Annotated in this window: 13 protein-coding genes; 7 read left to right on the top strand and 6 right to left on the bottom strand. The window is 71.1% G+C overall.

The genetic code is table 11. The features are described 5' to 3' along the window. The first annotated feature begins 15 nt into the window (after window positions 1–15). A complete protein-coding gene (locus tag ACFXKA_RS13015) occupies window positions 16–549 on the top strand; it encodes a VOC family protein (protein ID WP_379427345.1) in 534 nt (177 codons plus the stop codon). On the opposite strand, the gene ACFXKA_RS13020 is transcribed toward ACFXKA_RS13015, so the two are convergent. The 3 genes from ACFXKA_RS13020 to ACFXKA_RS13030 all read right to left on the bottom strand — a co-directional run bounded on the left by ACFXKA_RS13020 (window position 550) and on the right by ACFXKA_RS13030 (window position 3,222). Beyond that, entirely contained in the window at window positions 550–1,338 is a 789-nt protein-coding gene (locus ACFXKA_RS13020; protein WP_354833801.1) for a hypothetical protein, read from the bottom strand. It abuts the gene before it with no gap. A gap of 223 nt (window positions 1,339–1,561) precedes the next feature. Continuing rightward, window positions 1,562–2,509 (bottom strand): ABC transporter ATP-binding protein, encoded by a 948-nt coding sequence (locus ACFXKA_RS13025; protein ID WP_354833803.1) that lies wholly within the window; start codon window positions 2,507–2,509, stop codon window positions 1,562–1,564. Then, on the bottom strand, window positions 2,506–3,222 hold the full coding sequence (locus tag ACFXKA_RS13030) for a hypothetical protein (protein WP_354833804.1): 717 nt from the start codon (window positions 3,220–3,222) through the stop codon (window positions 2,506–2,508). The genes ACFXKA_RS13025 and ACFXKA_RS13030 overlap by 4 nt, the downstream gene beginning before the upstream one ends. Window positions 3,223–3,350: 128 nt before the next feature. On the opposite strand from ACFXKA_RS13030, the gene ACFXKA_RS13035 reads away from it, so the two are divergent. Next, window positions 3,351–4,190 (top strand): helix-turn-helix transcriptional regulator, encoded by an 840-nt coding sequence (locus ACFXKA_RS13035; RefSeq protein WP_379427346.1) that lies wholly within the window; start codon window positions 3,351–3,353, stop codon window positions 4,188–4,190. Between the two features lie 4 nt (window positions 4,191–4,194). Further along, window positions 4,195–4,614 (top strand): VOC family protein, encoded by a 420-nt coding sequence (locus ACFXKA_RS13040; protein ID WP_379427347.1) that lies wholly within the window; start codon window positions 4,195–4,197, stop codon window positions 4,612–4,614. 5 nt (window positions 4,615–4,619) lie between these two features. Here the strand turns inward: ACFXKA_RS13040 and ACFXKA_RS13045 are convergent, their stop codons facing one another. Next, complete coding sequence (locus ACFXKA_RS13045) at window positions 4,620–5,651, bottom strand: glutathione S-transferase C-terminal domain-containing protein (protein ID WP_354833810.1); 1,032 nt, start codon at window positions 5,649–5,651, stop codon at window positions 4,620–4,622. A gap of 205 nt (window positions 5,652–5,856) precedes the next feature. On the opposite strand from ACFXKA_RS13045, the gene ACFXKA_RS13050 reads away from it, so the two are divergent. Then, complete coding sequence (locus ACFXKA_RS13050; protein ID WP_354833811.1) at window positions 5,857–6,651, top strand: enoyl-CoA hydratase/isomerase family protein; 795 nt, start codon at window positions 5,857–5,859, stop codon at window positions 6,649–6,651. A gap of 332 nt (window positions 6,652–6,983) precedes the next feature. Beyond that, window positions 6,984–8,222 (top strand): class I adenylate-forming enzyme family protein, encoded by a 1,239-nt coding sequence (locus ACFXKA_RS13055; protein ID WP_379427348.1) that lies wholly within the window; start codon window positions 6,984–6,986, stop codon window positions 8,220–8,222. Window positions 8,223–8,254: 32 nt separating this feature from the next. Here the strand turns inward: ACFXKA_RS13055 and ACFXKA_RS13060 are convergent, their stop codons facing one another. Beyond that, window positions 8,255–8,989, bottom strand: coding sequence for a tyrosine-protein phosphatase (locus ACFXKA_RS13060; protein ID WP_354833814.1), 735 nt, complete (start codon window positions 8,987–8,989; stop codon window positions 8,255–8,257). Between the two features lie 376 nt (window positions 8,990–9,365). Here ACFXKA_RS13060 and ACFXKA_RS13065 point away from each other — a divergent pair, with 376 nt between their 5' ends. Beyond that, the gene (locus ACFXKA_RS13065; RefSeq protein WP_354833816.1) at window positions 9,366–9,848 is read left to right on the top strand and encodes a TetR family transcriptional regulator; all 483 of its coding nucleotides are present in this window, start codon (window positions 9,366–9,368) and stop codon (window positions 9,846–9,848) included. 64 nt (window positions 9,849–9,912) lie between these two features. Beyond that, window positions 9,913–11,091, top strand: coding sequence for an amino acid deaminase/aldolase (locus tag ACFXKA_RS13070; protein ID WP_379427349.1), 1,179 nt, complete (start codon window positions 9,913–9,915; stop codon window positions 11,089–11,091). A 20-nt stretch (window positions 11,092–11,111) separates the two neighbouring features. On the opposite strand, the gene ACFXKA_RS13075 is transcribed toward ACFXKA_RS13070, so the two are convergent. Beyond that, entirely contained in the window at window positions 11,112–14,696 is a 3,585-nt protein-coding gene (locus ACFXKA_RS13075) for an AAA domain-containing protein (RefSeq protein ID WP_379427351.1), read from the bottom strand. Between the last annotated feature and the right edge of the window lie 273 nt (window positions 14,697–14,969).

Here is a 14,969-nt window from a genome sequence, read left to right on the forward strand (position 1 = left end):
AACGGAGTCGCCCCCATGCCGATTCAGCGTCTCAATCACGCCGTCCTGTTCGTCTCCGACCTGGAGCGCTCGGTCGCCTTCTACAGCGAGGTGCTGGGCTTTCGTCGCCTGCCCGGCGGATTTCCGGGCGGGGCGTTCCTGCAGGCGGCCGGGTCTGCCAACGACCACGACCTGGGCCTGTTCCAGTCGCCGGACCCGTCGGTCCCGCACCGTACCGGCCGGGTCGGCCTCTATCACCTGGCCTGGGAGGTGGACACGCTGAACGAACTGCAGCGGGTGCGTGACGCCCTGGTCGCGGCGGGCGCGCTCACCGGGGCCTCCGACCACGCCTCCACCAAGGCCCTCTACGCCGCCGACCCCGACGGCATCGAATTCGAGGTCTGCTGGCTGGTTCCCGACGCCGCGGTGGAAGCGGAGCTGGCCGCCATGACCGCGCCGAGCCTCCCGCTGGACCTGCCGGGCCTCATCGCGCAGTACGGTGCGGACACTCCCGGCGGTCCGCGCACCGATCACGAGGTGTGGCGGCGGTTGTTCTCCGGCCGCGCCTGATCAGAGGTCGCGGCGGGTGAGCATCCACCAGGCGCCCGCACCCGCCGCGGCGCTCCACAGCACCAGCAGCGCCATGGCGGCCGGGGTCGGTGCGATGAGCGCGCTCTTGGCGTAACGGCCGCCGCTGATCGCCCCGACCGTCGAGGACACCGGCAGGATGGCCGCCAGCCCGCCGAATCCGATGGCGCGCGCGGTGATCCAGATCAGCGGCTCCAGCACGGCCCAGCCCAGCACGGCGGCCAGCGCCCGGGTGGGCGAGCGCAGCAGGGCGCCGATCGCGGTGCCGATCACCGCCCAGCACACCGCGGCCAGCGCCACCCCGATCAGCACGCCGAAGAAGCCGCCGTCCATGGGCACCCGGGAGCCGCCGGCCAGCCGCATCGCGGCCCCGCCGAGCACCTCCATCAGCAGCACGGTGCCGAGCGAGAACGCCCCCGCCACCGCGAGTTTCGCGCCGAGCAGCAGGGTGCGGTCGGGGGTGTACAGCGAGCTCATCGCCAGCGATCCGGACTGGAAATCGGTGCCGGCGCCCAGCGCCCCGAAGGTGGCCGCCGCCGCGACCGTGAGGACCAGCACCCAGGTGGTCAGCAGCGCCGCCCAGCCGGATCCGGAACTGAAGCCCTGCGCATGCTGGTCGCCGGGCTGGAATCCGGTGCCCAGCCCCACGAACGCGATCACGCCCGCCACGACGACCCCGCCGCCGATCAGCCAGTTCGACCGCACCGAAGTCACCTTCCGCACTTCGGAATTCGCGGCCCGGACCACCACCGGCGGCACAGTGAGGATCATCGAATGTCCTTTCGTGGGAGGTCGTCGACCCCGCGCGGGTGGGTGGCCGCGATGAGGCGGGCGCGGCCTGGTCGCCGATGACCGGAATCCACAGCGGTGGCGGGAAACCCGGCCGGGGCTGTACCGGGCTGGCGGGCATGGCGTCCGCCGTTGGGTCGACGCCCGTGATGCTCGCCCGTCCGGTGTGCCGACCGGCGGCGGATTTCGTTGTGGCGCAATGACTTCACCGGTAGGTCCGGTGGGCGGCCGGGCTCGGGTACACGGGGGACGGGGGTCCGCTGTGGGTGAGGGCGGCCAGGACCTGGTCAGGATGAATGTGTTCGGGGGTGATCTCGGTGAGCTGGACGCGGGCCGTGGAGGCGGCCGATTCCAGTTGCGAGAGCGAGGCTTCCGCGATGGCGAGGCGGCCGTCGGGCCGCATGACCGCGTCGGTGAAGCCCTGCGCGGCCAGGGTGGTGGCCAGCGCGATCGGGCTGGAGGCCTTCACCAGCAGCCGGTCCGGGTGGCTGCGGCGCAGCCGGGCCGGGCTGCCCTGGTAGGCGATGCGGCCGCGGTCCAGCACCAGGAGCTCGTCGGCGATGGGCAGCACGGTGCTGAGCATGCGGGAGGTGAGCAGCACGGTGCCGCCGCGGCGGGCGTGGCCGCGCAGATAGTCGTTGAGCCAGGCGGTCTCCCCGATATCGAGCCCGGCGGCCGGATCGTCGAGCACCAGCAGCGGCGGATCGCCGAGCAGCGCGACGGCCAGCGCCAGCCGGGTCCGCATGCCCTCCGGCAGGCCGCCGATGCGCTGGTCGGCGGCTTCGGTGAGCCGCACCAGCGCCAGCAGTTCCTCCGCCCGGGCATCGGAAACGCCTGCGGCCGAGGCGTAGACGCGCAGCTGGGCGAACACCCGGCGGGCCGGGTGCAGGCCGCGCGGATTCAGCATGGCGCCCACCACCTGTCGTCCGGCCCGCACGCCGGAGCCGGGTCCGCCCACGCTCGCGGTGCCGGAGGTGGGGGTGAGCAGTCCGAGCAGCATCCGCAGCACCGTGGACTTGCCCGCGCCGTGCGGGCCCACCAGGGCGGCCACCTTGCCGGCGGGCACCACGAAGCTCACGTCCTCGACCGCGGTGACGCTCTCGAAGGTCTTGGTCAGCCCCCCGGCGGCGAAGGCGAGCGGCCGCGCGCTCACGGCTGCCAGGTCCGGGTCGGCGCCTCCACCGCGGGCAGCGGATCGGCGTCGATGACCAGGGGCTGGGGCCAGGTCAGCGGCGGCGCGCCGAACGCCCTGCGGGCATTGTCGACCACGCCGCGCCCGATCGCCCGGTTGCCGAATCCGCCGATGGCCGCGCCGATTCCGGCCGGAATCACCTTGCCGACCATGAGCGCGCCGCGTTTGGCGATGAACTGGATCACGAACCGTTTGAGCAGCGAATCGTTCATGGCGCTCAGGCCCGGGATCTTGCCCGCCAGCAGCCCGCCCCAGTTCGCGGCGGAGTGCCCGACGCTCTTCTGCACGATCTCCATGCCGCTCTCGCCGAGCACCACGGCCAGCACCAGGGCGCGGCGGCGCTCCTTGTCCTCGGGCGCGACTCCGTGCACGGCCGCCACCGCCAGGGTGAACACCGCGGACGCCTCCAGGAAGAAGGCGGTCTCCGCGCTCATGGCCGCCAGCGACGCCACCGTCCCGACGCCCGGCACCGCCGCGGTCGCGCCGACCGCCGTGCCGGAGGTGGTCACGGTATTGAGGTAGAGCTTCTCGATGCGGGCGATGATCTGCCCGGGCGTCTCACCCGGATGCGCATCCCGCAGCTTGCCCACGTATTTCGTGACAGCCGGGGCCTGTACCTGGGACCCGTTGTCGAGCAGCGAGACGACCGCTTTTTCGAGCCCGGTCTTGAACATCGACGACAACCCCTTCTTCGTGCGGTCCTCCAGACCGAAACTCTATGGCACCTCGACAACGATTCGCGAGATAGTCCGGTTCCGGGCGGGAGTCCCGAGCCGGAGACCATCGGCCTAGGGTGGACGGCGTGGCAGGCGTGTCCGAAGGCGCGTCGGGAGTGCCCGACCCGCGATTACGCGCGTACGTCCTCGGGTACGAGGGCTATCTGCTGCACGGCTTCGCGCCGGGTACGCATGTCGGGATGCCCGGGGCGGCGCTGACCGTGATCATCACCATCGACGAGCCCATTCACGTGCCGGTGTCCTCGCATCCGGAGCAGGCGGGCGGTCACTGGGACATGCTGGCCAGCGGGCTCACGGTGCGGCCGGCGGTGATCGCGCACAACGGGTTCCAGCACGGGGTACAGCTGAACCTGACGCCGCTGGGCTGCCGGGCACTGTTCGGGATGCCCGCGGCGGCGCTCGGATCGTGGATCGTGGATCTGGCCGACGTGCTCGGGTCGCGCGCGACGGAGTTGCGGGAGCGGCTGTCGTCGGTGCGCTCATGGCGGCAGCGCTTCGCCGTCATCGATGAAATCCTGCTGCGCCAGGTGGATCCGGTGCGCTGGGCTGCCGAGCTGACCCACGCCTGGACGCTGCTGTCGGGCCCCGACCCCGCGGTGCGGGTGGCCGCCGTGGCCGACGAGATCGGCTGGAGCCGAAGACATCTCGGCAGTCGCTTCAGCGCCGAATTCGGCATCACCCCCAAGGACGCCGTCCGGGTGGCGCGCTTCGAGCGCTCGCACCGCCTGCTGCGGGACCCGATCCTGCCCCCGCTCGCCGAGGTGGCGGCCGCCGCCGGGTACTACGACCAGGCGCACATGGCCCGCGAATGGCGGGAACTCGCGGGCATGCCGCCGTCGGTGTGGCGGGAACGGGAGGAGTTCCCATTCGTCCAAGACCAGCAGGCCGCCGAGATCGGAGGCTAGTCCCATGAGCGAAACGACAACCCCCATCGAGACCGGCACCGTCGTCTGGCCGACCCTGGTCTACCGCGACGCCCCGGCCGCCATCGCATTCCTGGAGCGGGCCTTCGGCTTCGAGACCACCGCCCGCTACGACGAGGGCGACACCGTCGCGCACGCCGAACTCGCCTGGCCCGGCGGCGGCGCCATCATGCTCGGCGGCGTCCGCGAGGGCATGGCGCTGGACTGCCAGCCGCCCGGCGTCGGCTCGGTGTACATCGCCGTCGACGACGCGGACGCCCTGTACGCCCGGGCGCGGGCCGCGGGCGCCTCCGTCACCCGCGAGCTGCGCGATGAAACCGATTACGAGTCACGGGGTTTCACCTGCCGCGACCCCGAAGGCGTCTACTGGAGCTTCGGCACCTACCGGGGCGCGGCCGGCGAGTAGCCGGGTCAGGCCGGGGCGTGTCCCGCGGGCACGCGCTCGGCCTCGACCGGCGGGGGCGGCGGGGTACCGTCGCCGAAGGGCCTGCCGCCCAAAGCTTCCCGGCCGTGCGGGGTCAGCCAGTTGCCGAGCTCGGGCCCCTTGGGCACCACCCGGGTCGGGTTGATGTCGGTGTGCACGATGTAGTAGTGCTGCTTGATCTGCACGAAGTCGATCGTGTCGCCGAACCCGGGGGTCTGGTAGAGGTCGCGGGCGTAGGCCCACAGCACCGGCATCTCGGTGAGTTTCTGCCGATTGCACTTGAAGTGGCCGTGATAGACCGGATCGAACCGGGCCAGTGTCGTGAACAGCCGCACGTCGGCCTCGGTGATGGTGTCGCCCACCAGGTACCGCTGCGTCGCCAGTCGCTCGGACAACCAGTCCAGTGCGGTGAAGAGCCGGTCGTAGGCGGCGTCGTAGGCGTCCTGCCCGCCCGCGAACCCGCACCGGTACACGCCGTTGTTGACCTCGGTGTAGACGCGGCGGTTCACCGAATCTATCTCCGCGCGAAGGTCTTCCGGATACAGCCGCGGCGCGCCGGGCCGATGGTACCGCGCCCACTCGGTGGAGAAGTCGAGGGTCATCTGCGCGTAGTCGTTGGTGACGACCGCGCCGGTGCGCTCGTCCACGATGGCGGGCACGGTGATGCCGCGCGGATAGTCGGGGAACCGCTTGAAGTAGGCGTCCTGCAGGAAGTGGACGCCCAGCACCGGATCCACCCCGCCCGGATCCAGGTCGAAGGTCCAGCTGCGCTTGTCGTGGGTGGGCCCGCACAGTCCCAGCGACAGCACCGATTCCAGTCCGAGCAGCCGCCGCACGATGAGCGTGCGATTGGCCCATGGACAAGCCCGCGCCGCCACCAGCCGATACCGGCCGGGCTCGACCGGATACCCGTCTCGGCCGTCGGCGGTGATCCGCGTGTCGATGTAGTTCGTATCGCGCTTGAATTCGCCCGGTTCGACGTAGGTCCCCGGCTCGGATTTCGAGGTCACTGTGTTCATTTTGCCCCTCCGCTTCGCTCCGGGGCGGGTTCGCGGCCCCTAGGTCTCGATTCTTCCCTCCTCCGCTCCTCCGCTTCGCTCCCCCGCTCCGTCAGTCCAGAATCGAGACGGCCGCGAACCATTGGCTGATCTACTACTCGGTCGGCATCGCCGATTTCGTGCTCGACCCTTTTGCAGAAGTAAGCGTCCGCATACATTCAGGGTCATGACTGACTCGAAGCCCACCCGCCTGGAGCGCATCGTCACCGACGGCGGCGCGGACGCGGCGATCCTCACCATCGACAATCCGCCGCTGAACCTCTTCGACAAGGCCCTGATGGACACGCTGGCCGCGGATCTCGACGAGCTGTCGGCGAATCCGCCCCGCGCGCTGCTGATCCGCGCCGACGGCAAGCTGGTCTCCGGTGGCGTCGACGTGCACGTCTTCGACGGCCTGTCGGAGGAGGAGGGCGCGCAGCTGTGGCGGACCCTGTTCGCGCGCATCATCCACCCGCTCGAGGCGCTGCCCTGTCCGGTCATCTTCGCCGCGCACTCGCTGACCCTGACCGCGGCCTTCGAGATGTCGCTGGCCTGCGACATCATCCTGGCCGCGCCCAAGGCCAAGTTCGGCCTGGTGGAGACCGTGGTCGGCCTGACCCCGTCGATGGGCGGCCCGCAGCGGCTGGCCGAGCGCGCCGGGTCCGGCCGCGCCCGCGAGTTCGTCATGACCGGTGACACCTACTCCGCCGCCACCATGGCCGAGTGGGGCGTGGTCAATGCGGTGCACGAGGATGTCGACACCGCGGCCCGGGCGCTGCTGGCCCGGCTCGCCGAGGGCCCGACCCGCGCGCACGCCGCCACCAAGGCGATCATCGAGGCCTGGCGCTCGGGTGGTGTGGCGCACGCGGATTCGGTGACTCCGGAGGTGTCCGGGCAACTTTTCGGCACCGCGGATCTGCGGGGCGCGGTGCGCAGCTTCCTCGAAGTCGGCCCCGGAAAGGCCACCTACACAGGCCAGTAGGCGCTGATCGGCCGTGCCGCGGCCGATCAGCTGCGCACGTCCGGGCGCGTCGGCTGCCGCCCGGGCGTGTCAAGCCCGCTACCTGCACTGGTATGGGATCGGGGGTGGCACGAGACCAGCCGGCGGGGAATCCCGGTGCGACTGTTGCGAAGCCACCGCAAAATCGATGTTTCCGCAGGCTCGATCGGGGGAATGGGGGGTCGACCGGGCGGCGATCTGTTTCCGTGGTGTGAAAGCCTGACATCCGTTTGCCGACAATCCGCCCATCGATGTGATCTGCATCATATAGTCACTCTTGCCTGCAGGGCTTCGAGGTACCCGGAGGGACGACGATGTCGCAGTTACTCGTGGAATATCCGCAGACGCGAAACGGCTGGTGCGACAACCCGCTTGCCCGCGCCGCAGACGGCATCCTGCGCTATGGCAACCTCACGCCCGCGCTCACCGAACTCCTCGACGTCCAGGTCCACACCTTCGCCGCCCGCGAGGCCGTGGTCGAGATCGGCGGCCCCCGGCTCACCTACCGCGAACTCTGGTACTCGGCCTCCCGCATCGCCGGCGGCCTGCAGGAACACGGCATCGGCTACGGCGACCGGGTGGCGGTCCGCATGCCGGTCGGCGCCCGCTGGGTGCAGGCGTTCCTGGGCGCGCTGCTCTCCGGGGCGGTGCCGGTGCTGGTCCACGACGGGCTGCCGGATGCCGTGGCGGACCGTGTGATCCACGACGCCTGCGCCGACTTCGTGCTCGACGGCGGCGGCCGCGCGGCGGGCTTCCGCGACGCGCTCCCCGACGGTGCGGCCTTCATCGACGACGGCGCGTCCCTCGGCGAACTGGCACTGCTCAGCTACACCAGCCCCTGCTCCGGGGCGGGCCCGCGCGGGGTGGAGCTGACCAACGAGAACCTGCTCTCCGCGGTCCGTTCCGTGGTCGGCGCGCTGGATCTGCCGACCGACGGCCTGCGCAATCTGGTGCTGTTGCCGCTCGCGCACGCCAGCGGCTGCGTCGACCAGTTGCTGCCCACCTTCGCGGTCGGCGGCACCGTGGTGCTGACCCCCGACCGGTCCGCGGTGCCGGAAGCCCTTGTCGCCGAACGCATCGACATGGTCGCCGCGACCCCGCGCATCTTCGCCGGCCTGCTGCCCGGCCTGGCCGGGCTGCGGGTGGAGCGGGTGCGGCAGATCTGCAGTGCCGGGCACCGCGCCGAACTGGCCGCGGCCGACCCGGCCACCTCCGAATCCGTCGCCAACTCCCTGCGTGCGGTCTTCCCGGAGGCCCGGCAGTGGTCGGTGTGGGGCGCGACCGAGACCTCCGGCATCGGGCTGGCCCGTGACGACACCGCCCCGGGCCGGGACGCGCTCGGATTCGCCTTCGGCGGAACCGAACTCGCGCTGTGCGGCCCGCTCGCGGCGGTCGGCCACGGCGAGCTGCTGTGCCGCGGGCCGAATGTCAGCCCCCGCTACTGGAACGACCCGCAGACCACCCAGTCCCGCTTCACCGGTTCCTGGTTCCACACCGGAAACCAGGTCAGCATCGACCGCAACGGCCTGGTCCGCCGGTCGAACGCGGACTGATCGCGCGCTGCCACGGAGAACAACCGCAGCGGTCAGACGAGCAGCCGGGCGCGCAGCGCGTCGCGCAGCTCCTGGGTGATGCCGATCTCGGCGAGATAGCCGTCCAGGCCGCCGTACATGGCGTTCATGGAGTTGGTGCCCGACTCCAGGTATTCGGGGCGGACACCGAGCAGATCGTCGGAGAGTTCCTCGTCGGTGCCCGCGGTCATCAACGCGCGCAGGTGGGGGACAGCGTCATTGCTGAGCAGGTAGTCGGCGTAGATGTCCTCTTCGGTGACATCGACCGCCCGCAGCAGTGTGGCCACGGCCCACCCGGTGCGGTCCTTGCCCGCGGCGCAGTGCACCAGCGCGGTGCCGCTCAGTACGGAGTCGGCGAGCGACCGGATGGCGACGTGCGCCTCGGGCAGGGCGGGGAAGAGCCGGTAGACCTCGAGCATGTGGCCGGAGGCGCTGCTGTGGCGGCGCGCCTCGTGCGGCGGGGTCTCGCCCATGCGGGGGTCGAAGGGGGTGACCTTCAAGCGCACGCCGTCCGGGACGACGTCGTGGCCGATGTGGTCGATCTCGGCGAACCCGCGCAGGTCGTGGACGTCGGTGACGCCCAGCTTCCCGAGGGTGGTGAGGCCCGTCTCGTCGAGCCGGCTGAGCTGGGCGGACCGCAGCAACACTCCGTCCCGCACGGTGGAACCGCCCGCGGTGCGGGCGCCGCCGAGATCGCGGAAATTGAAGGTGCCGGAGATCAGGAATTGGTCGTGGCGCGCAGAAGTCACCCGCTCAGGCTAACGGTGGGCGGGTAACGCCAGAGTGTCGAACAGTGGAGCGTTGTGGGTTCGCGCACACCCGCTATGTTTCATCGCACACCCGCCGATAAAATACCGTGCGGTCCAAACAACGGCTTTACCGGGCGATCGTTCAATTTGATCATTCCCATCCGGTCGCGGGCCTGTTCCAATTAGGTAACAAAACATTCTTGAGGTATGGAATCGGCTATCAAAGCTGGTTGCCGGGCCAGAAAAAGACGTAACATCAATACCCGTTGAACGGGTACGTAGGCGTACAAGCCGGAGATCAGTGCCGATCTGCAACACCCGTTGAGCGAGCCGCGCAGGCGAGGTGCGCGAGTTCTTTCGCCAAAGGGAGTCGTCGTTGAGCGCAAGTGGAGAAATCACCCAGGTCGGACTTCGTCCGGCCATGACCGAGGCCATCGAGACCGCGGCCGTGTCGCTTGATTTCAGGGGTAATCGTGCCCTGCGCATCCTGCTGCACGCGGGACTCAGCACGCTGTGGCCGATCCTGAAATCCTCCCCGGACCGGCAGATCCGTGCCTACGAGTCCACCCTGGCGGTGCTGCGGCGGCGTTGGGAGAACCAGGCCACCTGTGTCCCGGACCCGGTCGCCACGGCCATGTTCCGGGAGCTGGACGCCGACGTGACGTCCTTCCTGGACCACTGCGCCAGCCGCTCGGGCACCCAGTGGCTGGAGCCGGTGGATGCCATCGCCGCCTATCTGCTGGCCGTCATCCAGGGCATGGTGCTGCGCTGGCTGGCCGACTGTGATGACGAGATCTCGCTGGTGGTGCTGGACGACCTGGTCTCGTACCTGTCGACCAAGGCCGTCGACCTGCCCTGACACACCCGGCCTGCCCCGAAACTTAATGCTGGACGCATGACCAGGTTCATGGTCGAATGATCTGGTGACCGATTCGTCGCCGATCAGCGGGCTGCACGCGGCCACCGCCGACCTCGAACCTCCGCTCGCCGCGGTCGATATGACCGCCCTGCGTGCCAATGCCGACGATCTGGTGCGCCGCGCCCGCGGCGTCCCGATCCGGGTGGCCAGTAAATCCGTGCGCTGCCGCGCCGTTCTCGAGGAAGTCCTCGGGCCCAAGCTCACCGCCTCCGGCGGCTTCGCGGGCATCATGGGTTACTCACTGCGCGAAGCCATCTGGCTGGTCCGGGAGGGCGCGCGCGATGTACTGCTCGGCTATCCCACCGCCGACCGGCACGCCCTGGCGGAACTCGCCTCCGACCAGTTGCTGCTCGACTCCATCACCCTCATGGTCGACGACACCGCCCAGCTGGACCTGATTCGCGAGGCCGTCGGCAGCGAAAAGGTCGCGCCCCGTGTGTGCCTGGATGTCGACGCCTCCCTGCGCCTCGGCCCGCTGCACCTCGGGGTGCGCCGTTCGCCCATCCGCACCCCCGAGCAGGCCGCCCGGCTGGCCACCGAAACCCGTTCCCGCGGTTTCCGGGTCGTCGGCGTGATGACCTACGAGGCTCAGATCGCTGGTCTGCCGGACACCAATCCCGCTGTGCGCCTGGTGAAGTGGGCGTCCGCAGCCGAGATCGGGAAGCGCCGCCGCCAGGTGCTGGAGGCGGTGCGGTCGACGGCCGGTGAACTCGAGCTGGTCAACTCCGGCGGCACCGGGTCCATCGAGGTCAGCATTACCGACCCGGGCGTCACCGAGGTGACCGCGGGTTCGGGCCTGTACCTGCCGACCCTGTTCGACGGCTACCGCAATCTGGCGCCACGGCCGTCGATGTACTTCGCCACGCCGGTGCTGCGCCGGCCGGCGCCGGGCATCGCCACCGTCTTCTCCGGCGGCTACATCGCCTCCGGGCCCACCGGGGCCTCGCGGGTGCCGAAACCGGTGTGGCCCTTGGGCTTGAAACTGATCGGGACCGAGGGCGCGGGCGAGGTGCAGACCCCGCTGACGGGCGCCGAGGGCCTGGAGATCGGCGACCGGGTCTGGTTCCGGCACGCCAAGGCGGGCGAGCTGTGCGAGCGCTTCAACGAGGTGCATCTGATCGACGGGGACGGCAGCCGCACCACGGTGCCCACCTATCGCGGTGAAGGGCACTGCTTCGGCTGAGCCGAGGGACGGGGCCCGGGCTAGACCCGGTCGAGCTGCAGTACCGCGGCCAGGTCGGACAGCTCGGCGGTGGTGGCCGGGAGGTATTCGGTCAGCAGCGGCGAGCGCACGATGATCGCCGACCACATGGCCCGCGAGATCGCGCTGGTCAGCCAGTGCCGCGACAGCAGCGCGCCGATCCCGTGCGGGGCGTCCTCGGGCGCGGAGGTGGTCATGGAGACCAGCACCACCGCGGCCTCGCGGCCCTGGAAGTGGTCGGGCGTGCCGACCAGGACGTCCTCGATGCGGGCCCGCGACAGCAGGGTCCGGATGCGCGCCACCTGGGCGTGGTAGGGGGCCACCACCAGGATGTCGTGCGGATGCAGGCGGCGGGTGAGTGCGCCGGTGTGCCAGGGCAATCCGAGCAGCGTGCGCACCTGGCGCACGATTTCCCGTGCCTCCTCGGCGGATTCGGTGCTGTTGCCGTGATGCTCCACCGGCACGGTGCGCACGCCGGGCGGGATGCCGTCGAGTTCCCGTGCGAGGGTGACGGTTTCATTGGAGCGCAGCCGATTGTCGTAGCGCAGCCGCGACACCGGGCCACACATGCGCGGGTGCATGCGCCAGGTGCGGTCCAGGAAGTAGCCGTAGGCGGCGGGCAGGGTGCGGTGCGCGCCGAGCAGCCGGCCCAGCACGGATTCGGCGATCGGCTCGGGATGCGCGCCGTGTCCGGTCGGCGGCGCGGGGTCGCCGACCAGCAGCAGGTTCCGGGCGCACACGGCCACAGCCACCGCCTCGGCCAGCGGGAACTTCCCGGCGTCCACGATGACCAGCAGGTCCAGGCTGTCGCGCGCGATGCGCTCGGGGTCGGTGAAGTCGCTCGAGAGTCCGCCCACCACACAGCCGTTCACGGCATTGTCGAGGAAGCGCGGATAGCGCGAGGCCTCGATGGGCAGCCATTCCGGCGCCACCGCCCGGGTGTCGGCCTTGGCGACCAGCTCCGGCAGCACGCCCATCTGCACCACGGCGTCGAGCACGTGCTCGACCACCTGGTGCGAGCGCGCCACCACGCCGACCCGCCACCGGTAGCGGGTGACGAGCCGTTCCACGGCGCGCGCGGTGGTGTCGGTCTTGCCGGTGCCGGGCGGGCCCTGCACGGCCACATACGAATTGTCGAGATCCAGGACCGCGGCGGTGACGGCGGCGGCGTGATCGCCGAACACCTCGGGCAGCGCCGCGCCCGCGCGCAGGCGCGGCGGGCGGCGGCACAGAATGTCGAAGACGGCGGTCTCGGGCACCTGGGGGAGGGTCACCAGCAGCTGATGTGCGGTGTCCTCCAAGGCTTCCGCGAGATGGATGTCGTGGCCCGGCGGGCAGGGCGCGATGGCCGAGGGCAGCTCGTCGTAGGGTTCGCAGCCCACGGGGAGTATCTCCACCACCCGCACCACGTCCTCGAAATTGGTGTCCAGTGCGCAGCCGAGGACGGTGGCGTGTGCCGTCGCGCGCTGGCCCGGGGTGACCGTCATGCCGGGCGCGGGGCGATCGTAGAGGGTGAGCACCGCCGTGCCCGGCGGCGGTGCGTTGCCGGTGCCCAACCGGCCGGTGAGGGTCAGATAGCGGCGCATGGGCTGCTGTCCGGTGCCGTGCCAGTCGGTGTCGACCGAACCTGAGTCGGCGACGAGAACCCCTGCCGTGTCGGCCCATTCGGCTACCGGATGGTCGAGCCGGTCGTCGTGCGCCCAGCGCAGCGGCCGCCGCTCGCGCCGGTGATAGCCCAGCGCGGCCGCCGCGAGCCCGGCCGCCTCCTGCGCCGGGCCGCGCTCCTCGCCGTCGGTCTCCGCGAATTCCCGTAGGGCCGCCTCGATTTCGTCGGGCCCGGTCTCGGCGTAGTCGTAGGACCACCGCCGGCTGGGCCGGACCTCGTGCCCGGCGGCCAGGTCGAGCAGCCAATCCCGCAGCCGCAGTACGGCTTCCGCGCCACCGTCGCTCTCCTCCTGATTGGGCGGCAGCTGGTGCAGGTCGTAGGAGCGCTCGCCGACCACCAGCGCCGCCCGCACCACCGGGTAGAGGTCGGCCAGCGCGGGTAGCAGCTCCGCCACCACATCCTCACCCTCGGAATCGCGTTCGCCGATGGTGTGCAACAGGCCGCGCAGATCGCCGCGATAGTGGTGGATCCGCAGATCCGGGCATTCGCGCTGGCGCTCGATCAGGAACTCCAGCAGCGCGTCCGCGTCGTCGCGGCGGCGGGAACGGCTCCCGTGACCGAGGCCGTCCGGGCCGTCGGCTCGAATGACGAAGGTGCGCTCCGGTTTCGGCACGGCGGGCGCGGGCACGAATCCCAGCGCGACCGTGCTCACCCCGGGCCCCTGCTCGAAGGTCGCGACCGCGGCGCTGCCGCGCTGTTCGGCGAGCTGCTCGCCGTCGGCCGATTCCACCGGGTCCTGGACGAATATCGCCGGCGCGGAGGAGGTTTCGGCCGCGCGGAGGGCCGGCGCGGCCGGGTAGTCCGCCGGCGTCCGGTCGGCCGGCTCGAGCGCGCTGATCTGCACGATCACATCGCCTGCGGTGCGGGCGATTCCGGACCCCGCGCGCGGGAGGTCGGCGGTGTCGGGGGGATTGACCGGGGTGACGCTGACGAACAGGTCGCCACGGGTCGGCGCGGGCAGGGCGGCCAGCGCGGCCGGATCGATGAGGGCGTGCACCGGGCGGCCGGTGCGCTCGCGCAGGATCTGGACCTCGGCCTGGCGGCGCAGGGTGGTGAGGGTGGCGGACGGGATGCCGGTGACGGCGGCGTCGGCGACGGCCAGCCGGTCCACGCTGGCGATCCCCGCGTCGCGCAGGTGGGCGCGGGTGGCCGGGCGCATTCCCGCCACCAGCAGCAGATCCCGGCGGGTCTCGAGTTCGGTCGTACAGGTGGGGCAGTGGCCGCAGGCCAGGAAGCGCCGGTCACCCCACTGGACGGGGAGCAGCTCGCCGAGCTTGGTGTCGACGATGAGGTTCAGTCGCGCCCGCCGCGCCTCGTAGACGACCGCCATGTCGGCGAGCGTGTACGTGACCGGGACGCCGTCCTCCCACACCCTTACCTGCGGCGCGGATCGGAAGCCGTTGCGCCGCAGTGCCTCCGCGGCGGCGGCCAGGCCCAGCAGGGTCGCGATCCCGCCGCGCCGGCCCGCCACCCCGGCCACGATGTAGTCGTGTCCCTCGGGGGCGTGATCGCGCACCAGGAATTCGCAGCGCGCCACGAAGTCCCCGTCGAAGACCACACCGCCCGCGACCGCCTCGGCCTCCGCCCGCAGTGCCGTCAGCGTCCGGTCGTGCGCGTCCCGCAGTCCGGCCAGTGCGCGCTCGCGCAGGTCCTCGGAGACGAGCGCGGTCGTGGCGAGGGCGTCGGCCGCGGGCTCGGATACGCGGATGCGGGTGACGCCCGGCCCGTATCGGTCGCGTAGGTCGGCGAGGCGGTGTTCGACGGCCGGGTCGGGGGTGCGCGTGAGCGTGCCGGGCGACGGGAACTCGACCGGCGTCACCAGTCCCAGTTCGGCGTCGAGCGCGCGCAGCAGCGCGAACTCACAACGCGCCGCCGCCACCAGGTCTCCGGTGCTGCACACGACACGATCACCGAACAGCATCAATCGCGGCCCTCCTGTGCCTCTCCTCCGCCGACACCCGCACCCGGCCGGGGTCTCGTCGTCACATGGCCGAGTCGGGCCATAGCGTAATGACTACGGGCGGTGTGATGTGCTGCCAGGTGCGGCCCGCGCACCGGTCCGGACCCGCCATGACCCGCCCACGTCAGCACGCGTTTGCGGGCGATGTTGGGAGACAACGCGACTCGCGCGCCCCGCAGCCGCCGACAGCGGCTCGAGGCCCGGTCGGACACCAGAAATCGGATCGCCATTCCG

This window comes from Nocardia sp. NPDC059228, assembly GCF_042754245.1.
In the GTDB taxonomy this organism is placed as follows: Bacteria; Actinomycetota; Actinomycetes; order Mycobacteriales; family Mycobacteriaceae; genus Nocardia.